General features: G+C 65.1%; 21 protein-coding genes. 12 read left to right on the forward strand and 9 right to left on the reverse strand.

From position 1 onward, the window contains the following. The 3 genes from AC1DP9_RS27280 to AC1DP9_RS27290 form a co-directional block, all read left to right on the forward strand. A partial coding sequence (locus AC1DP9_RS27280; RefSeq protein ID WP_477109025.1) for an RNase A-like domain-containing protein occupies positions 1 to 508 on the forward strand: 508 nt, incomplete at its 5' end. A 5-nt stretch (positions 509 to 513) separates the two neighbouring features. Further along, on the forward strand, positions 514 to 807 hold the full coding sequence (locus tag AC1DP9_RS27285) for a contact-dependent growth inhibition system immunity protein (RefSeq protein ID WP_144203610.1): 294 nt from the start codon (positions 514 to 516) through the stop codon (positions 805 to 807). Positions 808 to 895: 88 nt separating this feature from the next. Continuing rightward, entirely contained in the window at positions 896 to 1,348 is a 453-nt protein-coding gene (locus AC1DP9_RS27290; protein ID WP_477109026.1) for a contact-dependent growth inhibition system immunity protein, read from the forward strand. Here AC1DP9_RS27290 and AC1DP9_RS27295 read toward each other — a convergent pair. Next, positions 1,272 to 3,128, reverse strand: a complete 1,857-nt coding sequence (locus AC1DP9_RS27295; RefSeq protein ID WP_441591575.1) for a phosphoenolpyruvate carboxykinase (GTP) — start codon at positions 3,126 to 3,128, stop codon at positions 1,272 to 1,274. The two genes, AC1DP9_RS27290 and AC1DP9_RS27295, sit on opposite strands and share 77 nt — an antisense overlap. Before the next feature lie 569 nt (positions 3,129 to 3,697). Here AC1DP9_RS27295 and AC1DP9_RS27300 point away from each other — a divergent pair. From AC1DP9_RS27300 to AC1DP9_RS27320, 5 genes are all read left to right on the forward strand, one after another. Next, positions 3,698 to 4,711 (forward strand): D-2-hydroxyacid dehydrogenase family protein, encoded by a 1,014-nt coding sequence (locus AC1DP9_RS27300; RefSeq protein ID WP_092291026.1) that lies wholly within the window; start codon positions 3,698 to 3,700, stop codon positions 4,709 to 4,711. 140 nt (positions 4,712 to 4,851) lie between these two features. After that, on the forward strand, positions 4,852 to 6,012 hold the full coding sequence (locus AC1DP9_RS27305; protein ID WP_454757433.1) for an MFS transporter: 1,161 nt from the start codon (positions 4,852 to 4,854) through the stop codon (positions 6,010 to 6,012). A 75-nt stretch (positions 6,013 to 6,087) separates the two neighbouring features. Then, complete coding sequence (locus AC1DP9_RS27310) at positions 6,088 to 6,732, forward strand: MOSC domain-containing protein (protein ID WP_092291030.1); 645 nt, start codon at positions 6,088 to 6,090, stop codon at positions 6,730 to 6,732. A gap of 273 nt (positions 6,733 to 7,005) precedes the next feature. Continuing rightward, positions 7,006 to 8,241, forward strand: a complete 1,236-nt coding sequence (locus AC1DP9_RS27315) for an efflux RND transporter periplasmic adaptor subunit (protein WP_441645751.1) — start codon at positions 7,006 to 7,008, stop codon at positions 8,239 to 8,241. A 3-nt stretch (positions 8,242 to 8,244) separates the two neighbouring features. After that, the gene (locus tag AC1DP9_RS27320; RefSeq protein ID WP_477109027.1) at positions 8,245 to 11,460 is read left to right on the forward strand and encodes an efflux RND transporter permease subunit; all 3,216 of its coding nucleotides are present in this window, start codon (positions 8,245 to 8,247) and stop codon (positions 11,458 to 11,460) included. A gap of 5 nt (positions 11,461 to 11,465) precedes the next feature. Here the strand turns inward: AC1DP9_RS27320 and AC1DP9_RS27325 are convergent, their stop codons facing one another. Beyond that, positions 11,466 to 12,365: a LysR family transcriptional regulator gene (locus AC1DP9_RS27325; protein ID WP_477109028.1), complete on the reverse strand. Its 900-nt coding sequence runs from the start codon at positions 12,363 to 12,365 to the stop codon at positions 11,466 to 11,468. 90 nt (positions 12,366 to 12,455) lie between these two features. On the opposite strand from AC1DP9_RS27325, the gene AC1DP9_RS27330 reads away from it, so the two are divergent. The 4 genes from AC1DP9_RS27330 to AC1DP9_RS27345 all read left to right on the forward strand — a co-directional run bounded on the left by AC1DP9_RS27330 (position 12,456) and on the right by AC1DP9_RS27345 (position 15,025). After that, positions 12,456 to 13,232, forward strand: coding sequence for an NAD(P)H-dependent oxidoreductase (locus AC1DP9_RS27330; protein ID WP_477109029.1), 777 nt, complete (start codon positions 12,456 to 12,458; stop codon positions 13,230 to 13,232). A gap of 124 nt (positions 13,233 to 13,356) precedes the next feature. After that, positions 13,357 to 13,857, forward strand: coding sequence for a MotA/TolQ/ExbB proton channel family protein (locus tag AC1DP9_RS27335; protein WP_255370693.1), 501 nt, complete (start codon positions 13,357 to 13,359; stop codon positions 13,855 to 13,857). Beyond that, the gene (locus tag AC1DP9_RS27340) at positions 13,854 to 14,201 is read left to right on the forward strand and encodes a DUF2149 domain-containing protein (RefSeq protein WP_092291040.1); all 348 of its coding nucleotides are present in this window, start codon (positions 13,854 to 13,856) and stop codon (positions 14,199 to 14,201) included. The genes AC1DP9_RS27335 and AC1DP9_RS27340 overlap by 4 nt, the downstream gene beginning before the upstream one ends. Then, positions 14,198 to 15,025 (forward strand): ChaN family lipoprotein, encoded by an 828-nt coding sequence (locus AC1DP9_RS27345; protein WP_477109030.1) that lies wholly within the window; start codon positions 14,198 to 14,200, stop codon positions 15,023 to 15,025. Before AC1DP9_RS27340 ends, AC1DP9_RS27345 begins: the two co-directional genes overlap by 4 nt. An 18-nt stretch (positions 15,026 to 15,043) precedes the next feature. Here AC1DP9_RS27345 and AC1DP9_RS27350 read toward each other — a convergent pair whose 3' ends face one another. The 7 genes from AC1DP9_RS27350 to AC1DP9_RS27380 all read right to left on the reverse strand — a co-directional run. Then, complete coding sequence (locus tag AC1DP9_RS27350; RefSeq protein ID WP_477109031.1) at positions 15,044 to 16,453, reverse strand: hypothetical protein; 1,410 nt, start codon at positions 16,451 to 16,453, stop codon at positions 15,044 to 15,046. Continuing rightward, positions 16,450 to 16,710, reverse strand: coding sequence for a PAAR domain-containing protein (locus AC1DP9_RS27355; protein ID WP_477109032.1), 261 nt, complete (start codon positions 16,708 to 16,710; stop codon positions 16,450 to 16,452). The genes AC1DP9_RS27350 and AC1DP9_RS27355 overlap by 4 nt, the downstream gene beginning before the upstream one ends. Further along, entirely contained in the window at positions 16,707 to 17,387 is a 681-nt protein-coding gene (locus AC1DP9_RS27360) for a T6SS immunity protein Tli3 family protein (protein WP_477109033.1), read from the reverse strand. The genes AC1DP9_RS27355 and AC1DP9_RS27360 overlap by 4 nt, the downstream gene beginning before the upstream one ends. An 8-nt stretch (positions 17,388 to 17,395) precedes the next feature. Then, a complete protein-coding gene (locus AC1DP9_RS27365; protein ID WP_477109034.1) occupies positions 17,396 to 18,076 on the reverse strand; it encodes a T6SS immunity protein Tli3 family protein in 681 nt (226 codons plus the stop codon). Next, on the reverse strand, positions 18,076 to 19,986 hold the full coding sequence (locus AC1DP9_RS27370) for a T6SS effector phospholipase Tle3 domain-containing protein (protein WP_477109035.1): 1,911 nt from the start codon (positions 19,984 to 19,986) through the stop codon (positions 18,076 to 18,078). Before AC1DP9_RS27370 ends, AC1DP9_RS27365 begins: the two co-directional genes overlap by 1 nt. An 11-nt stretch (positions 19,987 to 19,997) precedes the next feature. After that, positions 19,998 to 20,570, reverse strand: a complete 573-nt coding sequence (locus AC1DP9_RS27375; RefSeq protein WP_477109036.1) for a hypothetical protein — start codon at positions 20,568 to 20,570, stop codon at positions 19,998 to 20,000. Positions 20,571 to 20,581: 11 nt separating this feature from the next. After that, on the reverse strand, positions 20,582 to 21,733 hold a 1,152-nt coding region (locus AC1DP9_RS27380), incomplete at its 5' end, for a DUF2345 domain-containing protein (protein ID WP_477109037.1).

Raw genomic sequence — 21,733 nt, forward strand, 5'->3', positions numbered from 1 at the left:
GACCATGCGGGCGCCGCCGGACATGGCCGGCAATATCGGGCTGTCGCTGGATATTGGTGTGGGATTCGGCCTCGCCGGCATGCTGAAGGCCGCGCGGGTGGCGAGCATTACCGCCGGGCGGATTTACCTGGTGCAGCATGAGGCGAAATACCTGAAAGGTCCCGGTGGGCACACGATTGCGAAGCACGTGGGGAAAACGGAGGAGGAATTGCGGGCGAGGTTAGTAAGGGAGCGACACTTGATCAGTGCCTCATCATTCACCGATTTACGGGCAGCAGAAAAAGCGATTTCCGACATGTTGAGTGCCAATCGTAGTCGAATAATGTCATGGTCATCGACTGGGGATCCACGCCTGGAACTGCGTCAGAGTTTTTCAAGACCGCTCGGGAAAGTACTGATGCGCAAGTCCGGCAAGCTGGACGAAGCACGCACCGTTACAGTAGTGCTTCGGAACGAAGAATATAACGAGATGCCATACTATATTCTGACCGCCTTCGTTGGAGTCTGAACTTAATGATGAACCGATCGCCTTATCCCCACTTGCAACAGTTTATAGGGTGTTATTTTCATGAGGATTGTGAGGGAGACAGTGCTCATGAAGTTGTTCAGGCCTATATTAGGGAGTCAGTGCCGACAGCCCGCGAATTAGTAATGCGGGATATCGATAAATTAAAGAAAAACAACCCGGGCACGGTGGAAGAGGTCTACCGAAAAGAGTTCAACGACAATATCGACCTGTCATACTGGGGCTTCACCTACGAAACCTTTCTCGACGAAATTCAAAGACTTCTGAAAAACAGTCTGTAGATTTGGCGAGGAGATTGATTAGGGGATTAGCTACTGCGCATTTTTTTGAAAGGGTTAGACAATTGCTTGATGAAAGCTCTGATGCTCCATGATCGCGAATTTCCATTATCTGGCTAAAGTGAATGGGACGCGCTACCCTGCACTTCAGGAGCTCATCGGCGGGTATTTTCATGAGGACTACGACCTAATTGGTGGTACCTTTAATGAGATTATCCAGGCCTATATTGAGGGGACGGACCCAGCAGCGCGGAAACTGGTCGTGAAGGAGGTCGAGAGATTCAAACGGAACAGCGAAGGTGATTTCGATACGGCCTACCGGATGGAATTTATCGACCACATAGATTTCTCATACTGGGGATTCACCTATGTGATCTTCATTAATGAAGTTAGAAAATTGCTGAAGCGAAGCCTGCGAAAAAAAAGGGCGCCACGCAGGCGCCCTTCCGTTATCCAATCCGGCAGATTCAGGCTGCCAGCCGCTTGGCCAGCTTGTCCTTCGTTTCCACCAAATCCTGCGGCAGGTTGTGCTGCAACTGGGTGAACAGTTCGTCGTGCAGCGCCAGTTCCTGCTGCCAGGCGGCGTGGTCGATCGAGGTGACTTGCTGGAATTGCGCTTCCGAGAAGTCCACGCCGCTCCAGTTCAGGTCCGCGTAGCGGGGCGAGGTGCCGAAGACGTGCTCGGCGCCCTGGCCGCGGCCTTCCACGCGGTCGATCATCCACGACAGGACGCGCATGTTCTCGCCGAAGCCCGGCCAGACGAAGTTGCCGTCGGCGTCCTTGCGGAACCAGTTCACGCAGTAGAACTTCGGCAGCTTGGCGCCGGCGGCTTCGAGCTTCTTGCCGAGTGCCAGCCAGTGGCCGAAGTAGTCGCTCATGTTGTAGCCGCAGAACGGCAGCATGGCGAACGGGTCGCGGCGCACCACGCCTTGCTGGCCAGCGGCCGCGGCGGTGGTTTCGGAGCCCATCGTGGCGGCCATGTAGACGCCTTCGGTCCAGTTGCGGGCCTCGGTCACCAGCGGCACCGTGGTGCTGCGGCGGCCGCCGAAGATGAACGCATCGATGGCCACGCCGGCCGGGTTGTCCCAGTTCTCGTCGATCGACGGGCACTGCGAGGCCGGCGCCGTGAAGCGCGCGTTCGGGTGGGCCGCCTTGGCGCCGGTTTCGCGGGCGATGGCCGGCGTCCAGTCCTTGCCCTGCCAGTCGACCAGGTGCGCCGGGGCTTCCTTGGTCATGCCTTCCCACCACACGTCGCCGTCATCGGTCAGCGCCACGTTGGTGAAGATCACGTTCTCCTTGAGCGTGGCCATGGCGTTGAAGTTGGTCTTCTCGCTCGTGCCCGGGGCCACGCCGAAGTAGCCGGCTTCCGGGTTGATGGCGTAGAGACGGCCGTCCTGGCCCGGCTTGATCCAGGCGATGTCGTCGCCGATGGTGGTGACCTTCCAGCCCTCGAAGCCCTTGGGCGGGATCAGCATGGCGAAGTTGGTCTTGCCGCAGGCCGACGGGAACGCGGCGGCCACGTGGTACTTCTTGCCCTCGGGCGAGGTCACGCCGAGGATCAGCATGTGCTCGGCCAGCCAGCCTTCGTCGCGGCCCATGGTCGAGGCGATGCGCAGCGCGAAGCACTTCTTGCCCAGCAGCGCGTTGCCGCCGTAGCCGGAGCCGAACGACCAGATCTCGCGGGTTTCGGGGAAGTGGACGATGTACTTGGTCGGGTTGCACGGCCACGGCACGTCCTTCTCGCCGGCGGCGAGCGGCTTGCCGACCGTGTGCACGCACGGCACGAACTCGCCGTCGGCACCCAGCACGTCATACACGGCACGGCCCATGCGGGTCATGATGCGCATGTTGACGGCCACGTACGGGGAATCGGACAGTTCCACGCCGATGTGGGCGATCGGCGAGCCCAGCGGGCCCATCGAGAACGGCACCACGTACAGCGTGCGGCCGCGCATGCAGCCATCGAACAGGCCGGACAGCGTCTGGCGCATCTCACGCGGGGCAGTCCAGTTGTTGGTCGGGCCGGCGTCCTCTTTCTTCTCGGAGCAGATGAAGGTGCGATCCTCCACGCGCGCCACATCGGACGGATCGGACAGTGCCAGGAAGGAGTTCTTGCGCTTGGCGGGGTTCAGGCGGCGCATGGTACCGGCAGCGACCATCTGTTCGCACAGGCGGTCGTACTCCTCCTGGGAACCGTCGCACCAATAGATGCTGTCCGGTTTGGTCAGTGTGGCGATGTCGGTAACCCATGCGACCAGTTTCTGGTTCTTGACCCAGGACGGCACGTTCAGTGCCGGGGTGCCTTGCATTGTGGGGTGGTTCATACAGCTACTCCAAAGCGAGAAAGAAACCTTGGCAAAGCCCTGCCGGGTACCGTGTCAGGCTCCCGGGGCGGCGCCGTCCATAGCGTGAGGGAATGAAAGGCCCGGTGCGCCATGTTCGACATGGGGCACTCGGGCACGCAATCGTCACATCCCGTTACAACTACGCAACAAGCAAATCCGCCCAAGGGTCGCAGCGGTCCCTACGGCTGCGCTACAGTTGCGCTTCGCCCGCATATGGCGGGCGGCAGGGGCCGGTCGGGCTTTGTCCGGCGGCGCGGGGCGGTGGGCGGGAGCGTGGCTCTACCGTCGCATCCGGCCTGCCGCGTCGCAGAAGCGGGCAAGGATACCACCGCAAACTCCGCCTGTTTTTTGCTGCGCAACATTGTGCCGAGGCATCTGGCGCCCCGTCCTGGCGGGTCGGCAAGGGCGCACGCGGATGCGGAACGAGCCATGTCTGGGTTCAATGTTGCGTCAGGTCGGCCCACAATACTGTCGGGCGCKCGCTGATTCTGTTGCCGTGCGCACCAAGCCGCCGCCCCGATGTCGCTCCTCAAGCCAAAGAGTCACCGATGAAGATTGCCGTTCTCGACGATTACCAGGACGCGGTGCGCAAGCTGCCGTGCTTCGCCCTGCTGGAAGGCCACGACGTCAAGGTGTTCAACAACACCGTCAAGGGCGTGGGCCAGCTGGCCGCGCGCCTCTCCGATGTGGAAGCCGTGGTCCTGATCCGCGAGCGCACCCGTGTGACGCGTCAGTTACTTGAAAAGCTGCCGCGCCTGAAGATCATCAGCCAGACCGGCCGCGCCGGCGGCCATGTGGATATCGACGCCTGCACCGACCGCGGCGTGGCCGTGCTCCAGGGCGTGGGCTCGCCAGTGGCCCCGGCCGAACTGACCTGGGCGCTGATCATGGCGGCCCAGCGCCGCATTCCCCAGTACGTGGCCAGCCTGAAGCATGGCGCCTGGCAGCAGTCGGGGCTGAAATCGACGACGATGCCGCCCAACTTCGGCCTGGGCCAGGTGCTGCGCGGCCAGACGCTGGGTGTCTGGGGCTACGGCAAGATCGGCCGGCTCCTGGCCGGCTATGGGCGGGCGTTCGGCATGAACGTGCTGGTCTGGGGCCGCGAGGCCTCCCAGCAGGCTGCGCGTGAGGACGGGCTGAACGTGGCCGCGTCCGCCGAGCAGTTGTTTGCCGAGAGCGACGTGCTGTCGCTCCATCTGCGCCTGAACGACGAGACGCGCGGCATCGTCAAGCTGGCCGACCTGCAGCGCATGAAGCCCACGGCGCTGTTCGTCAACACCAGCCGGGCCGAGCTGATCGAGGATGGCGCGCTGGTCGCCGCGCTGAACCGGGGCCGCCCCGGCATGGCGGCCGTGGACGTATTCGAGTCCGAGCCGATCCTGCAGGGCCACGCGCTGCTGCGCATGGAGAACTGCATCTGCACGCCGCACCTGGGCTATGTGGAGCGCGACAGCTACGAGCTGTACTTCCGCACCGCGTTCCAGAACATCCTCGACGTGCTGGACGGCAATCACGAAAGCGTGGCCAATCCCAAGGCGCTGACGCCCACCCTGTCGCGCTAAGTTATTAGACAGTGCGGCCGGGGGCCGCAGCCCCCAAGGAGACGCTCCATGAGCGTCTCCTTCCCCACATTGGCGCCGGTCCGGATTGCGCCAAAGCCGCTACACTCGGGGCAATCTGTCGCCCCATCCCCCTAAATTACATGGATCCCAGGCTCCTGGCGCTGTGCGTCGGCAACTTCGTCATCGGCACCGGCGCGATGATCGTCACCGGCATGCTCAACGACATTGCCGCCGATTTCGCGCTCAGCGCCGCCACGGCCGGTCAGCTGATCTCGGTGTTCGCCATCGCCACCTGCGTGGGCGCGCCGCTGTTCGCCACGATCGGCTCCCGCATCGACCGCCGCCTGCTGCTGGCCGGGGCGCTGCTGGTCTACGGGGCGATGCACCTCGCCGCCGCGCTGGCGCCCAGCTTCGCCATGCTGATGGCGATCCGCTTCGTCACGGCCATCGGTGCCGCCATCTACACCCCGCAGGCCGCCGCCACGCTGCCGCTACTGGTGGATGCCCGCACGCGCGGGCGGGCCATCAGCTTTGTCTTTCTGGGCTGGAGCGTGGCCAGCGTGGTGGGCGTGCCGCTAGGCACCTTCATCTCCAGCACGCTGGGCTGGCGCGTCAGCATGGGGCTGGTGGGCGGGCTGTCGCTGATCGTGTCGATGGCGGTCTGGCGCGCGCTGCCGGCCGGGCTTCAGGTGGCGCCGGTGGGCCGCAAGGCGTGGGCGGCCGTGCTGCGCCACAAGCCGATCATGCTGGTGGTGACCACCACGATGATCCAGTCGGCCGGCATGTTCACGATGTTTACCTACATCGCCCCGCTGATGCGGGACCGCTTCGGTATCAGCGGCGGCGCGCTGAGCCTGATGTTCCTGGCCTACGGGATCTGCGGCGTGACCGGCAACGTGGTGGCCGCCTCGCGCATGGACCGCGTGACGCCGAGCCGCATCGTGCAGGTGGCGCTGACCACCTCGCTGGCCGCCATGCTGCTGTGGCCGCTGGCCGGCTGGCATGTTGGCGCGCTGGTGGCGCTGTTCATGCTCTGGGGCGTGGGCGGGTTCGCCACCAACAGCGCCCAGCAGGCCCGGCTGGTGCTGCTGGGGCCGGACCAGGCCGCGGCGTCCATCTCGCTCAATTCCTCTTCGATTTACCTGGGCCAGGCGCTGGGCGCCATGGCCGGGGCGGCCATCTATACCGTGGCCGGGCCCGATGCGCTGCACTGGGGTGCGGCGGTGCTGATCGCGCTCGGACTGGCGATTTCGCAGCGGGCGCGGGCGCTCGGCTGCCACTGGACACCGCGCAGCGCGTAGCAGATGTCGTAGCAGTCCCAAAGCAGCGCGGGACCACGAGCCCGCGCGGCCCCGCACACGCAAGGAGGGCGTACCGTGGCCGAGACCGATCCCCGTCCCAACCCAGCCGCCTCGGGCGGTGGCGCCACAGGCCGCGTGCTGGCCGTCAATGTCGGCATCCGCCTGCCGCTGGTGGTGGCCGGGGCCGGCACCGAAGCCGTAGTGCTCTCCGCCATCCGCAAGCATCCGCTCAGTACGCTGCATCATCCGATTGCCGTCGGCGTGCACCTGCGCGGGCTGGCCGGCGACGAGCAGGCCGACCTGACCGTTCACGGCGGGCGGGACCGGGCGGTCTATGCGTACCCGATCGAGCATTACACCTGGTGGAACGCGCGCCGCCGCGAGGCCGGTGTCGAAGAGGCCGAGCGCCCGCTGGCCTTCGGCGCCATGGGCGAGAACCTGACCCTGCAGGGGCTGCTCGAATCCGCCCTGTGGATAGGTGACCAGCTGCGCGTGGGCGAGGTGGAACTGGTGGTGCGCGCACCGCGCCAGCCCTGCTACAAGCTCAACGCCATCCTCGGCTATGCCCAGGCGGTGCGCGACATGGTGCGCAGCGGCTATTCGGGCGTGTACCTGAGCGTGGCCACGCCGGGGGTGATCCGGGCCGGCGATGCCGCCGTGGTGATCCCGGGGCCGCGTGAAGTGTCGGTGGAAAACATCAATCGGCGCACCAATCCGTAACGAAATCGACGTTCCACCCCCTTCCAGCGTTAGTCCGGAGTGGCCCGACCGTGCTTTTCTGCTAATGTTTTAAGTCAGATACAAGCGTCTTCGGGCCAGATCTCCCTCCCCCGGCCCGCCTATCCCCTATTGGCGCTGTAACAGGTTGTAATACGACGCGCTGGCCTGAAAAGCCAAGGCGCGGTACTAGTAGTGGTTTGCGCGGGCAAACCGGTTCCAAGAAGCCGGTGCCGGGGAGCGGGCGCGCGCCATGCGGTGTTTGAGGGTCCTCACATGAAAACAGACGGGATCGACCGGCCCAAGGGCTTCGTCGATGGCAACTGGAGCGCGTCCACCAGCACGGGGCGCGGCCGCACTTCGCCCTGGATCGCCATCGTGGCGGTGATCGTCATTGCCGGGGCGGGCTGGTTTGGCTACAAGACGTGGTTCGCGCCCAAGCCGGCGGCCAAGGGCCCGACCGCCACGGCGGTGGCCACGGCCATCGTCCAGCAGGGCGATGTACCGCTGGAAGTCACCGCCAACGGCACCGTCACGGCCATGCAGACCGTGGAGGTGCGGCCGCAGGTGTCCAGCACCGTCCAGACCGTGCATATCAAGGAAGGCCAGACCGTGAAGCCGGGTGATTTGCTGTTCTCGCTCGATACCCGCATGGACGAGGCCAATCTGGCCAAGGCCCGCGCCCAGTTGATGCGCGACCAGGCCGACCTGTCCGATGCCCGCCGCACACTCTCGCGCAGCCAGGAGCTGCTGGAGCGCAATTTCGTCTCCAAGAGCGCCGTGGATACGGCCCAGGCCAAGCTGGACGGCTTCGAGGCCACCATCCGCGCCGACCAGGCCGCGATCGAGGCCAGCCGCGTGGCCATCAGCTACGGCGCCATCCGCGCGACGATTGGCGGCCGCACCGGCGTGATCAACGTCTTCCCGGGCTCGCTCGTCACCCCCGCCACGGTGACGCCGATGGTGACCGTGGCGCAGATCTCGCCGGTTACCGTCAGCTTCACGCTGCCCGAGCGCCAGCTCGCCGCGCTGCGCGAGGCGCTGCACGCCGGCCCGGTCGAGGTGACCGCCGTGCCCAACGACGGCAACAAGGCCCCCGTGACCGGCAAGATCACCTTCGTCGACAACACCGTGGACCCGCAGTACGGCAGCATCCGCGTGAAGGCGATGTTCGACAATCAGGCGCAGCGGCTCTGGCCGGGCACCTACGCCAACGTCAGCGCCACGGTGCAGGTGCTTCGGGGCGCCCTCAGCGTGCCGCCGCAGGCCGTCATCACCGGCCCGGAAGGCCGCTTCGTCTACACCGTGGGCGCGGACCACACCGTGACGCGCGTGCCGGTGACCGTGGTGGCCACCACCGCCGCCGCCGCCGTGGTCGAGGGCGTGCAGCCCGGCGCCCGCGTGGTGACCGAGGGCGCGCAGAACCTGCGCCCCGGCGCGCTGGTGCGCGAGGCCCGCCCGCGCGACGCCTCATCCCCGGCTGCCCCGGCGGCCGTGGCAGACAAGCACTAGACCATGACGCTGTCCGAACTCTGTATCCGCCGGCCCGTCATGACGGTGCTGCTGTGCCTGGCCGTCATCGTGACGGGCATCGTGCTGTATCCGACGATTCCCATCGCGGCGCTGCCCAGCTTCAACTCGCCGGTGATCCAGGTCACGGCGACGCTGCCCGGGGCCAGCCCCGAGACCATGGCCGCCTCGGTGGCCACGCAGTTGGAGAAGCAGTTCGCCACGATTCCGGGCGTCACCGTCATCAGTTCGTCCAACACGCTGGGCAACTCCAGCATCACCATCGAATTCAACAGCGACCGCAACATCGACGATGCGGCCGTGGACGTGCAGGCGGCGCTGTTCCGCGCCCAGCGTTCGCTGCCAATCGAGATGACGGTGCCGCCGTCCTATCGCAAGGTGAACCCGGCCGATGCGCCGGTGCTGCTGCTGGCGATCAACTCGCCCGCGATGAGCCTGGCGGAGCTGAACGCCTTCGGCGACAACCTGATCTCCCCGACGCTGGCCACGCTGCCCGGCGTGGCGCAGGTGCAGATCTTCGGCCAGAAGCGCTTTTCGGTGCGCGTGCGCGCCCACCCGGACGCGCTGGCGGCGCGCGGGCTCACGCTCGACGAGCTGGCCACCGCGCTGAACCGCGCCAACGCCAATACGCCGGTCGGCACGCTGGACGGCGCACGCCAGACCCTGACCATCCAGGCCAATCGGCAGATGACCAGCGCCGAGGCGTTCCGCAACATCATCGTGGCCAGCCAGCCGAGCGGCGCCGTGGTGCGGCTCTCGGACGTGGCCGATGTGGAAGACGGCGTCGAGACCATCAAGACCGGTAGCTGGCTCAACAACGAGCGCTCCATCGTGCTGGCCGTGCTGCGCCAGCCGGACGCCAACACCGTGGCCGTGGTGGATGCCATCAAGGCCGCCCTGCCCCGCCTGATCCAGCAGATGCCCGGTTCGGTCAGCGTGAACGTGGTGAACGACCGCTCGCGCTCCATCCGCGAGTCGATCCATGACGTGCAGTTCACGCTGGCGCTGACCGTGGGGCTGGTGGTGATGGTGATCTTCCTGTTCCTGCGCCGCGCCGCCGCCACGCTGATACCGACGGTGTCCCTGCCGATCTCGCTGATCGGCACGGTGGCGCTGATGAAGGCGTTCGGCTACAGCCTGGACAACGTCTCCCTGCTGGCCATCACGCTGGCGGTGGGGCTGGTGGTGGACGACGCCATCGTGATGCTTGAGAACATCGTGCGGCACATCGAGGAAGGCGTGCCGCCGCTCAAGGCCGCGCTGGTGGGCTCGCGCGAGATGGGCTTCACGATTTTGTCGATCTCGATCTCGCTGGTGGCCGTGTTCATCCCGATCTTCTTCATGCCGGGCGTGATCGGGCTGCTGTTCCACGAGTTCGCCGCAGTGGTGTCGCTGTCGATTCTGGTCTCGGCGGTGGTCTCGCTGACGCTGATCCCGATGCTCTGCGCGCGCTTTCTCTCGGCCGAGAACGTGCCGGTGGACGAGTCGCAGCACGCCTATGGCGACCATGGCGACCACGCGCCCGGTGCGGCCAGCGCCGCCGCGCCGCGCGTGCAGCAGAAGCAGACCATTGGCATGCGCAGCACGCAGTGGTTCGAGGACCTCTTCGAGTGGACGCTCCATAAGTACGCTATCGGCCTGGACTGGTGCCTGGCGCACCGGCGTTTCGTGCTCGGCGTGGCGGGGCTGACCTTCGTGCTGACCGCCGTGCTGTTCGTCAAGATTCCGAAGGGCTTCTTCCCCGAGGAAGACATCGGCCAGATCCAGGTCAACGCCGAGGGGCCGCAGGACATCTCCTTCGATGCCATGTCCGACCGCCTGCGCGATGCCGCCGAGCGGATCCGCGCCAATTCGGCGGTGAAGAGCGTGGTGGCGTCGATTGGCGGCGGCAATTCGCCGGCCATCAACACGGGCCGGATGTTCGTGGAACTGAAGCCGCTGGACGAGCGGCCGAAGATGCAGCAGGTGGTGGAGTCGCTGCGCAAGGACGTGTCCAGCGTGCCGGGGCTGGCGGTGTACTTCTCGCCGGTGCAGAACCTGCGGCTGGGCGGGCGCCAGAGCAAGAGCCGCTACCAGTACACGCTGCAGAGCGTGAAGGCGGGCCAGCTTCAGGAGTACAGCGACAAGATCATGGCCAAGATGCGCGCCGAGCCGATCTTCCGCGATGTGACGAGCGATTCCCAGCAATCGGGCCTGGAAGCGCAGCTGACCATCGACCGGGACAAGGCCAACGCGCTGGGCGTGCAGATGCAGGACGTGCGCACGGCGCTGTACACGGCGTTCGGTGAGCGGCAGGTGTCGACCATCTACACGCCGATCGACAATTACTACGTGATCCTGACCGCCGCCGATGTGGATCGCGTGGACGAGACGGCGTTCTCCAAGCTCTACGTGCGCAGCAAGACCGGGCAGATGGTGCCGGTGTCGGCGTTTGCCACCACCGAGCGCCGGGTGGGGCCGATTGCGGTGAACCACCAGGGGCAGCTACCGTCGGTGACGGTGTCGTTCAACCTCGCGCCGGGCGCGGCGCTGGGCGACGCTTCGGCCAAGATCGACCGTTACAAGCAGGAGATCGACATGCCGCCAGCCATCTTCACCAGCTGGGGCGGTGATGCGGCGGTGTTCCAGTCGTCGCAGGCCACGCAGGTGGTGCTGCTGGTGGCGGCCATCGCGGTGATCTATACGCTGCTGGGCGTGCTGTACGAGAGCTACATCCACCCGCTGACCATTCTGGCCGGGCTGCCGTCGGCGGCCATCGGCGCCTTGCTGACGCTGTTCCTGTTCAACGTGGAGTTGTCGCTGATCGCGACGATTGGCGTGCTGATGCTGATTGGCATCGTCAAGAAGAACGCGATCATGATGATCGACTTCGCGCTCGCGGCGCAGCGCGACCACGGCATGGCGCCGGCCAAGGCGATCCGGCAGGCCTGCCTGCTGCGCTTCCGGCCGATCATGATGACGACCTTCGCGGCCGTGATGGGCGCGCTGCCGCTGGCGCTGGGCCTTGGGGCCGGTGCCGAACTGCGCCAGCCGCTGGGCCTGGCCGTGGTGGGCGGCCTGCTGTTCTCGCAGGTCATCACGCTGTTCATCACGCCGGTGATCTACCTCGCGCTCGACCGGTTCTCCGGCACGGGTCCGCTGCAGATCGATTCGGAAGGCAACCCGCTCGCGGAACGCGAGCCGGCGGCGGTCACGCACTGATCCTGCTAGACACTGGTGGCCTGCGCGATGCACTCGCGCAGCCACTGGTGCGCGGGGTCGCGATGGGCACGCTCGTGCCACAGCATCGACATCTCATAGCCGGGCACCTCCACCGGCGCCTCTACCACCTCCAGCGTTACCGTATCGCGCACCAGTCGCTCGGGCAGCATCGCCACGAGGTCCGTGCGCTCCAGCACCGCGCGCACGAACAGGAAGTGCGGCACGGATAACACCACGCGGCGCGTGGCGCCGGCCGCCGCCAGCGCGGTGTCCGTCACGCCGAAGAAGCCGCCGCCATCGGGCGACACCATCACATGTTCCAGCTCGGCAAACTGCGCCAGCGTGGGCCGCCGCTTCAGGCGCGGATGGCCGGCGCGGCCCACCAGCACGTAGCGCTCGGTGAACAGCGCGCGGCGGCGCAGGCCGGGCGGCGCGCCATCGGAGGTGTGGAAGGCGAGGTCGATCTCGCCCTGCTCCGCCTGCCGGGCGATGCTGGCCGGCACCATGTCGAGCACCGCCAGCCGCGTGCCCGGCGCCGCCGCGCGGATGGTGCTCAGCGCCGGCAGCACGATGGTCGATTCGCCATAGTCGGTGGCGGCCACGCGCCAGGTGTGGTCCGCCTGCGCGGGGTCGAACGGGCTGGACGGCGCCACGGCGGCTTCCAGCGCCGCCAGCGCCTGCCGCAGCGGCTCGCGCAATGACTCGGCGCGGGCCGTGGGCCGCATGCCGCGCGGCCCGGGCAGCAACAGCGGATCGCCGAAGATCTCGCGCAGCTTGGCCAGATGCACGCTCACCGAGGGCTGCGAGTAATGCAGCCGCTCTGCCGCGCGCGTGACGTTGTGCTCGGCCAGCAGCACATCGAGCGTCAGCAGCAGATTCAGGTCCAGACGTCGGAGATTATTCATCGTAATACCTAGGATATTGGAAATTCATTTCCAATATACCGGACGGCCGTCCATTCTTGGGGCATCCCTTCCCATCGACAGAGACCCGCCATGAACGTGCTGATTGTCTACGCCCACCCCGAACCGACCTCGCTGAACGGTTCGCTCAAGGATTTTGCGATGCAGCGGCTCGCGGCCAACGGCCACGCGGTGCAGGTCTCGGACCTCTATGCGATGGGCTGGAAGCCGCAGCTCGACGCCGGCGACACGCTCGAGCGCCAGGCTGGTACGCCGTTCCATCCTTCGCTCGACTCGAAGCGCGCGTTCGCGGGCGGCTGGCAAAGCCCCGACATCGCCGCCGAGCAGGACAAGCTGCGCTGGGCCGACGCCGTGATCTTCCAGTTCCCGCTCTGGTGGTTCTCCATGCCGGCCATCATGAAAGGCTGGGTCGAGCGCGTGTACGCCTATGGCTTCGCCTACGGCGTGGGCGAGCATTCGGACGCGCGCTGGGGCGACCGCTACGGCGAAGGCTCGCTCAAGGGCAAGCGGGCGATGCTGGCGGTGACCACGGGCGGCTGGGACTCGCACTACAGCGCGCGCGGCATCAACGGCCCCATCGACGATCTGCTGTTCCCGATCCAGCACGGCGTGCTGTACTACCCCGGCTTCGACGTGCTGCCGCCCTTCGTCTCGTATCGCAGCGGGAAGATGGATGACGCGCGCTTCGCGTCGATCCGCGAGGCGCTGGGCGCACGGCTCGATACGCTGTTCGAGACGGCGCCGATCCCCTATCGCCCGCAGAACTCGGGGCAATACGAGATTCCGGGCCTGACGCTGCGCGACGACATCGCGCCTGACCGCAAAGGCTTCGCCGCGCATATGGAATAGGAGGGCGCTTGGGACCGGTGCCGGTACTATGCGTGGCTTGGCAGCGGCGATCATTGGATAGTCATCGCCATGAAGAATCAACGTAGTTAGATTTATCGCTTCATTATTCATCGCGACGATATTTATGACGCCCACCGTCCTCGAAACGCTGATGTATGACATCGGCCAGTTGTTCCTGTATCCCACGCTGGCCATGATCGGCCTGCTGTTCCTCTATGCGTTCTGGGCGCTGGGCCAGTTCGCCATGCAGGCGTGGCTGCGCCGGCGGCATGGGATCGAATCGGGGCGCGGCTATCTGCTGGTGGCCTGGGCGCACGCCAACGGGGTCAGCCACCCGGACGCGCTGGACGTGGCCGCGCACCGGCTACTGGAGCGCCTGCGCATTGCCACCCGCGTGGCGCCGATGCTCGGGCTGGTGGCCACCATGATCCCGATGGGGCCGGCGTTGAAAAGCCTGTCCGGCGGCAACCTCGCCAATGTGGGCGAGAACCTGACCATCGCGTTCTCGGCGGTGATCCTGGCGCTGATCGCGGCGAGCATCACCTTCTGGGTGGTCAATGTGCGCCGCCGCTGGCTGGCCGAGGAACTGGTCTGGCTCGGCCAGGCGCGCGAGGCGGCCCGATGAGATTCCTGGACGAAAGCGAGGCCGACGACCCGATCCTGTCGGTCGTCAACCTGATCGACGTATTCCTGGTGGTGATTGCCGCCCTGCTGGTGGCCATCGCCCAGAATCCGATGAACCCGTTCACGCACGACGACGTGACGGTCATCACCAACCCGGGCAAGCCCAATATGGAAATCGTGTCGCGGCAGGGGGAGAAGATCGTGCGCTATCAGGCCAGCGGGCAGGTGGGCAGCGGCGACGGCATCAAGGCCGGCGTGGCCTACCGGCTGAAGGATGGGTCGATGGTGTACGTGCCGGAGTCACAACAGGCGTCCCAACAAGCCACGTCCGGAGCGAAGCCATGATGCGCGCGACGATCCTTGGCATGGCGCTCGCGATGCTGGCCGGCTGCGCGACGCAGCCGCCGTCGCCGGCGGCCATCGGCGCCACCTTCCCCAGCCGCCAGTACGTGCTGCTGGGCGAGGTCCACGACAACGGCGCCGCGCAGGCGGCCCGGCTCCAGGCGCTGACCCGCGCCGTGGAAGCCGGCTGGCGGCCGGCGGTGGCGATGGAGCAGTTCGACCGCGAGCGGCAGGCCGACATCGACCGCGCCCGCAAGGAACGGCCGGGCGATGCCGACTACCTGATCGCCCAGTCCGGCAGCGCGGCCGGCTGGCAGTGGCCGCTGTACCGGCCCGTGGTGGCGCTGGCGCTCCAATATGACCTGCCGCTGCTGGCCGCGAACCTCTCGCGCGCCGATGCCGCGAAGATCGTCCGCGGCGGGCTCGGCGCGGTCTTCCCGCCGGACCAGCAGGCCGCGCTGGGGCTGGACAAGCCGCTGCCGATGGAAGTCGTGGCCGCGCAGACCGCGACGCTCGATGCCGGCCATTGCGGCAACTTCCCCAAGGCGATGCTGCCCGGCATGCTCAACGCCCAGGCCGCCCGCGACGCCGTGATGGCCCGGACGCTAGCCCCCTACGCCAGCCGCGGCGCCGTCCTGATCGCCGGTAACGGCCACGTACGCCGCGACCTCGGCGTGCCCCGCTGGATCCGCGCCGACGCCGCGAAAGTGCTCAGCGTGGGCTATCTGGAGGATGGCAGCGGCGGGGAAGGCTTCGACGAGGTGGTACGCGTGGCGCCGGTCGACAGGAAGGATCCGTGCAAGGAGGCCGTGGTGAAGCCGCGGTAGGCTGACGCAGGCGGGCGGTCAGCCGAAGTAGAGGCTGTCAAATCTCTCAGTCGCCCGCTTTCGTGTCCATGCATTGATGGCGACGCGCGCTGGAATGGTCAGGATAAACCCGGTCAGGAGTAGCCAGTACCAGGCCTCAGACCCGCCCTCCGTGCCGCGTGATTTCAGTATGGTGATCAGGATGACTAGCGCGGCCACTGCTACCGCCCAGGCGCCGGAGAAGAGATAGGCGTTCTCGCAAGGCTCGCTCGCATGCTCGCCCGGATGGGCGCCGACAATTCCGAGCGCGCCACCATTGCGGCAGGCCGTCGCAACCAGCTGCGCGCCCTGCCCGTGCCTGACCATGCGTGCTGCCAACGCATACAGCAACCATCCATTGATGGGCCCCGGCTTGCCCATGGCGTGGTCGAGATCATGGGTGGCTACCTGCAAGCCGGCCTCTTGCATCGCGCTTGTGCCGGCGTGCCGCATCGCCTTGCCGAGCCTGCTGTGCCAGTAATGCCGGATCTTGGCCGAAGGCACCTGTCCCGCCATGAGTAGCGTGGACAGGGCGTCCTCCATCGCATCGGACTCGGCATGGATCGGCCTGAACAGGTACGCCTGAGGTTTGAGCGGTTGACGGGAACGCTGGAGGACTGCGGACGTCGACAGCAGCAGCGCGGCGGCGGCCTCCGAACAGGACGGTGTGCCAGCGTCCGGTCCGCTGTGGAGTTGACAGGCCAGCACCAGCCAATAGTGCGCTGGAGGACCGGTTTCGAACCATGCTTCGATCATGGGCGAGTCGTCGGCATGCGCCAGCCATCTGACCTTGGGCGTGCCGGGCAGCGACAGCTTGCGCCAGGCTCGCAAGACTTCGACGGTGTCGGCTTCCGTGTCGGTGATCAGCATGACTTCGAACGTGCTTGCGTCGGACAGCCGCATCAGCGAAGGCGCCAGCGTTGCCAGCATGCGCTCGACCACCTGTTCGAGCCGCGTTTGCCCCGCCGCCGGCGCGATGCCGGACAACATCAGCAGCTTGTCCGGATGTTGCGGCGGCGTACCCTCCAGACCCAGCATCCGTTCCGCCAACTCGTCCTCGGGTGTGAGTGCCACGCTGTCCAGCAACACCAGATGGGCGCGGGCCCAGTTCTTCCAGCGCGCGGTACGCTCGCGCAACAGGAAGTTCCACCAGAGGCCCGCGTAATGCTCCTCCTCATACGAGCTGCTGTAGAGTGCGCCGCAAAAGGCAATCCAGATCAGCAGCGGCAGCAACAGGACGTTGCCCCAGAACCGCGGCGTCATGGTTGGTTCGCCCTGGGGCCACGCGGATACCGTCACGATGATGGCCGCAATCTCGATGGCCCCGTACAGGAAGACATAGATCCAGATCGGAATCGGTGGAGTCGGCAGCGCTTCATGCGCCTCGGTCATACGCCATTTCAACGTCATGCGATGGTTACTCCCGGATTGCTGGCGATCAGGACGCTGCCACACTGGGTACGGCAGCCGCCGACGGCAAGAGGACGACCGAGATCGGAAAATCCCTTGCCACCTTCGACGATGGGGTTGTCGCTGTGCAGGGGGCACGATACGAGATCACCCACCAGCGCGGCCTTGCGGCCGCCATTCAACGAAAACGAGGACGAGGCGGTCTTGACGTTGCCGCCGTGACTGGTGTCATCACCAAGGCAAACTGGCTGTTTCATTTCGGATCGGAAAGAGTGGCTGGGCGGATGGAGGGGTCGCAGGTGAAACGCTCCTGGCCGGACGGGGAGCGGAGGCCGTCCAGGTATCCGGGTCGCTTCGACGCGGCGAACGTGCTGCCGCGAAATCCCGGAGGATAGGGTTTGCGCAGATCGACCTCAGGGGCGAGTGGATACTCTCTTACATAGCTGTCCGTCTCCATCCGCTCGGCGACGTAGAGATGGGCCTTTGTGACGGCGATCGTAAATTTCGCCGTATCCCTGAAAGGATTAAAGCTGGTCATATAGCGCACCCCAAAGAACGTCTTGCCGCCATCGGTCGAATAGAGCAGGGACGTGGTGCATCCCCGATCACTGCAACCAATATCAGGCGGCGCGGAAGAAGGTATGACGATGTTCTGACCGGTTGGATCGGCATTGATGAGCCTGCCCTGAAAGTTCTCGATGCCGGCCCGGCCAAGCCTTTGTCGGATGCCCTGCTTCGCGTCGTTGTAGTACGTGACCCCATGGTGGCAGTCGCGATAGTTCTCGAGCGTCACGAAACGGTGGTCGTCAATGCGGTAGATGACTTGTGGCGGCACGTCATAGTCGATGACGGGCGGACCACCGTTCCTGTACGGATAGGGATCATGGGCGCAGCCGGGCAGCAGAGCGGCAAGCAACAAGAGGGGATAACGCATGGGACGGTTCATTTCGGAGCCGGCACGTTGGCAGGGCGGATGGACGGGTCGCAGGTGAAACGCTCCTGGCCGGAGGGGGAGCGGAGGCCGCTTAGATAGCCGGGCCGCTTCGAGGCGGCAAAGCTGCTGCCTCGAACGCCGGGAGGATACGGCTTGTCCAGATCGATTCCCGGTCTGAGTGCGCTCTCTATGACGTAGCTGTCGTTTTGTATCCGCTCCGCCACGTAGTACCTGTCTGTAGTCACTGCGATCGTATATTTCGCCGTATCCCTGAATGGGTTGAAGCTTCTCATGTATGCGACGCCGTGGAAGGTTCGGCCGCTATCGGTGGAGTACAGAAGCGAGGTTGTACAGCCTCGGTCACTGCAAGCCGTCCGGGGCGGCGCCGATGACGGTATTACGATGTTCTGACCGGTTGGGTCCGCATTGATCAGCCTGCCTTGGTAGTTCTCTATGCCTTCGCGGCCGAGCCTTTGGCGGATGCCTTGCTTCGTGTCGTTGTAGTAGGTCACGCCATGATGGCAATCGCGATAGTTCTCGAGCGTCACGAAACGGTGGTCATCGATGCGATAGATGATTTGAGGCGGGACGTCATAATCGATGACGGGCGGCCTACCCTTCTTGTAGGGATCATAGGTACAGCCGAGAATCAGGCAGGCCAAAGCCAGTGACAACAGGGGATAGCGCATCAAAACTCTCTCAGTTTGATTCGTTCGGCCTGAGCGCGACTGACCTCATCGGCCACGGTCTCGCCGTCGATGAGGGCTGGCACTGCAGGCGGCGCCAGATCTCCTGTAATGAAGTAGGCATCGCGTAGCGAGGTCCAGTCGGCTTCCTGCATCAGTTGTGTCCAGAACCGGACATCCTTGAATGCGTTGCAGAAGCCGATGGGCAAGTCATAGGCGACCACCCGCTTCATGAATTCGGCGTGTCCGGGCAAGGAGCTGTGATCGGTCGGTTCGGGCTGGTGCTGTTCGATGCGCTTCCGCATTTCGTCCGCCGTTTCGATCCGGTGGTTCGGTCGACCATCGTGGTAGATGTCCGGTTCGTCGTGATACGCCTCGGGCTGGTAGATCGACGCGAGATAGGGGTAGGTCTCATCCCGATACTTGCCCTTGTCGGGATCGAATTCCCCCCAATCTCGGGCCAGGTGCTTTGGGTCGTCGAAGTAGGTCATCTCCTCCGCCGTCAGCGGTTTCGGCACCGCCTCCGCATTGATCGTCACCATCTGATTCTTGTTCGGCACCGCCCACAGCTTCATCATGCCGCCCAGCACGCCGCGATTGCCGTCCCAGAAGTCGTCCGGCTTGACGCCGGGAGGCGGGTCGGCAATCGGCGGCAGGGAGCCGAACTTCTTTTCGCCCGGTGCGTCGCCGCAAGGCGTTCCGCGGGCGAGCATCCGCTGCTTAACCGTGTCGCCAAGCTCTTCCAATAACGCGTGGCCTACCCCTTGCCACCCAATGCTCTGCAGGGCTGTGCAGCCCATCACCCGATCATGCGGGCTGAAGTACACGTACAGGCGCCCATGGTTATCCCGTTCGGGCAAGCCGAAATGATTCGCGAGATCGGGGCGCCAGAAGTTCATGTCCTCGGTGGCGCCCACTTGCAGCCGAGTGATTTGTGCGTCGGTGAGCGCGCGCTTGTCCTGCCTGATCCGGTTGGCGATGTTGCGGAAGGTATTGATGCGCGCGCGCTCGGTCGGCCGCTCACTGCCGCAGGTCAGGGCGTCCGTGATCTTGTCGTCCAGCGCGAATGGCGAGTTCATGACCATTAGCGCGTCCGGTGCACGTGTCTCGCATAGCGCGGTGGCCGCCATCGCAATCATCGTTCCCTGGCTGTGCGAGCAAACCGTGACAGTATCGTCGGGCGAATGCCGGCGAATCCTGTCGATGAGCCTGGCCAGTCGGTGCGCGGCATGGGCGTAGTAGGTGCGGGGCGGCGCATCCTGTAGCTGGCGCTCGGTCTCCGTATTGAGCGCTTGCATGTCGACGCCGAAGACGTGGCGACGGAACCCCGCGGTGCTCCAGAGTTGTTGGAGGTTGTTGGTGCCGTTCTGGAATGGGCCACCGCCCCAGTACCATGGACCCCCAAGATCCGTACATTCAGGCGCCCAATAGTCGAATCCCAGGAGGTTTCGAAGCGGTATCTTGTACGCACGTTCTTTGCCTTCATCGGGACGGTAACCCCAATAGAATCGGATCACAGGCGAGTGGCCCTTCCATAGGGAATCAAGATGGCGGGCAACGGGCTTCTTGCTCTCTGGGTCAATGCTGACGTAGCGATTCGGTTTCAGACTTGTCCCTTCCGATCTGTTCAACCGCTGATTCAACCCCTCGCACAACGCCGCCTCCGCTGCGTCGTACCACTCGCCTTCCGAATTCACCCCGTGCACGAATATGATCACCCCCGGCAGGTGCGGAGGAATCTGCGCCTCGGCCCGCACTTCGAAGCTCTCCGGGGTGAGGTAGGACTCCCAATACGGCTGACCATGCGCGTCGCGCTGCATGGGGACAATGCGTGTTGCCGTTCGAGGTTTGCCGCCAGCCGGACCTTCATCTGGCTGCGGTGCGGGTTGCGGTGACGTCGCTGTGGTGTTCATCGGGTCAGGGCTCATGGCAGGATGGAATGCAGGTACGTTTTTCGGTCGAAGTCGCGAAGCACGAGTTCCGCAATCGCGAGATCGGCTGGCGACAGCGCGCCGGACAGATAGCGATCCCTCAGCGTCGCCGCATCCGGCACGGACGCCATCGATGCCGCCAGCACGCAGTTGAGATTCGCCACACATTCGATGCCCGCATCGCGGTACAAGTGGAGGGCGTCGGCGTAGCAGGCCTGCGGTGCGTCGGCCCCCAGACGCTCCCGTAGCAAGCAGCGCAACGTGGACGACATCGGCGCCCTGCCGCGTATGGCGATGACAGCGTCGACATCGGCCAGCGCACCGGCAAAGTCCTGCCGCACCGCGCGCAAGGCGAAACGCGTCAGCAAGGACGGCACGTGTGTCGTATCCTCGCGCAAAGCACTGTCCAGCAAGGCTTCCGCCCTGGCGTACCGGTTCACTTCGCTGCTGGCCATCAGTGATAGCGCTTCGTCCCGCAGTGCTCGCGGGTTAATGTCGTGGCGGCTGCCGCAGCCATGCACGGCAATGCTCAGCAATATCCAGACAACAATCAGGCTTCCTCGCACAGGGCAGACTCCTATTTCGATTCTTTGGTCGCGCTCCCGTCGCACGGGGGTAACAGCGTCATCCCCTGCGCGGCCTCCTCCCTCGCCACGGTGGTTTCGCCTGCCGCGTTGGTCACCCCCTCGATTTCGCGCCCATTCGCGAGCCGGATCTTGTATCGCTGCCCGGCAAGTGCCCGCCCGGTCAACTGGTCGGTCAGGATGAATCGTTCATCATTGCGGCTGACCATTTGCCCGAACCTGGGCAGCGGCAATGACAGCGAGCCAGGATCGAACTTCATCACTTCGATGATCTTCAGGATGAGGTTGCCGGCGCCGCCGATTTCGACGTCATCGCCATGCACCTTGATGTAGGCGCTGCCGCCGCCGCTGATGACAACGCCGTTGGCGGCGTTCGCGGTCAGCGTCCCGTCGGCGCTGGTCAGCTTCATGTCCTTGTCGGACACAAGTTCCATCGCATCGGACTGGGCCTGGATCGACACCTTGCCGCGTGCGGCAAAGAGCTTGATGCCGAGCTTGTGCGCAAACAGCGACAGCACGCCGCTTGCCGCGACCGCCACGTTTGCGAGGGCGCTGAGATTGAAGCCGGCCGAAGTCGCGATGCTGACGTCCTTGCCGGCTGCGATCTCGATGCGCTCCGGCGTGACGGCCGCAATGCCCGCAGGCGCGGACAGGACCATCACGGCTTCCTTCAGTTCGGCCATGCTTTCCTTGAGCCACCGGTTTTCCGCGCGCAGGTCGGCGATCTCGGCGTTGGCGAGGCGCGCGGCATTTGCCAAGTCTTCAGCCTGGGCGAGTGCTAGCTGGAGTTGGCCGAGTGCCGCCCGCATGTCCAATTGCTGGCCGTTCGCCTTTGGCTGGTCATCGGCGGTGATGAACAGCCCCTTTCCGCCCCGTATCGCCCCCCGACCGGACGTCCTGAGTTCGAACCCTTCCCCCCGCCGCTTCCACTTCCCGTCGACCATATGGCCGAGCGTCAGCTGCGATTTGCCTGAATGCTCGGTGGACAGCTTGACGTGCTCCTGTCCCTCCCAATCCTCGAATTCGAGCTTGTTGTCGCTCTGCGTGCGAATAACGTTGCGGGATAGCCAACGATCCTGATTGGTAATCAGATCCGTCTGGCGACTGTTATGGTGGACATGGGCGATGTACGGCTTATTGGGATT

Source organism: Cupriavidus sp. 01L43, assembly GCF_056399925.1.

Coding starts and splice junctions, on each gene's coding strand:
- AC1DP9_RS27285 (WP_144203610.1), top strand. CDS start 514: ATGATGAACCGATCGCCTTATCCCCACTTGCAACAGTTTATAGGGTGT.
- AC1DP9_RS27290 (WP_477109026.1), top strand. CDS start 896: ATGATCGCGAATTTCCATTATCTGGCTAAAGTGAATGGGACGCGCTAC.
- AC1DP9_RS27295 (WP_441591575.1), bottom strand. CDS start 3,128: ATGAACCACCCCACAATGCAAGGCACCCCGGCACTGAACGTGCCGTCC.
- AC1DP9_RS27300 (WP_092291026.1), top strand. CDS start 3,698: ATGAAGATTGCCGTTCTCGACGATTACCAGGACGCGGTGCGCAAGCTG.
- AC1DP9_RS27305 (WP_454757433.1), top strand. CDS start 4,852: ATGGATCCCAGGCTCCTGGCGCTGTGCGTCGGCAACTTCGTCATCGGC.
- AC1DP9_RS27315 (WP_441645751.1), top strand. CDS start 7,006: ATGAAAACAGACGGGATCGACCGGCCCAAGGGCTTCGTCGATGGCAAC.
- AC1DP9_RS27320 (WP_477109027.1), top strand. CDS start 8,245: ATGACGCTGTCCGAACTCTGTATCCGCCGGCCCGTCATGACGGTGCTG.
- AC1DP9_RS27325 (WP_477109028.1), bottom strand. CDS start 12,365: ATGAATAATCTCCGACGTCTGGACCTGAATCTGCTGCTGACGCTCGAT.
- AC1DP9_RS27330 (WP_477109029.1), top strand. CDS start 12,456: ATGAACGTGCTGATTGTCTACGCCCACCCCGAACCGACCTCGCTGAAC.
- AC1DP9_RS27335 (WP_255370693.1), top strand. CDS start 13,357: ATGACGCCCACCGTCCTCGAAACGCTGATGTATGACATCGGCCAGTTG.
- AC1DP9_RS27340 (WP_092291040.1), top strand. CDS start 13,854: ATGAGATTCCTGGACGAAAGCGAGGCCGACGACCCGATCCTGTCGGTC.
- AC1DP9_RS27345 (WP_477109030.1), top strand. CDS start 14,198: ATGATGCGCGCGACGATCCTTGGCATGGCGCTCGCGATGCTGGCCGGC.
- AC1DP9_RS27350 (WP_477109031.1), bottom strand. CDS start 16,453: ATGACGTTGAAATGGCGTATGACCGAGGCGCATGAAGCGCTGCCGACT.
- AC1DP9_RS27355 (WP_477109032.1), bottom strand. CDS start 16,710: ATGAAACAGCCAGTTTGCCTTGGTGATGACACCAGTCACGGCGGCAAC.
- AC1DP9_RS27360 (WP_477109033.1), bottom strand. CDS start 17,387: ATGCGTTATCCCCTCTTGTTGCTTGCCGCTCTGCTGCCCGGCTGCGCC.
- AC1DP9_RS27365 (WP_477109034.1), bottom strand. CDS start 18,076: ATGCGCTATCCCCTGTTGTCACTGGCTTTGGCCTGCCTGATTCTCGGC.
- AC1DP9_RS27370 (WP_477109035.1), bottom strand. CDS start 19,986: ATGAACACCACAGCGACGTCACCGCAACCCGCACCGCAGCCAGATGAA.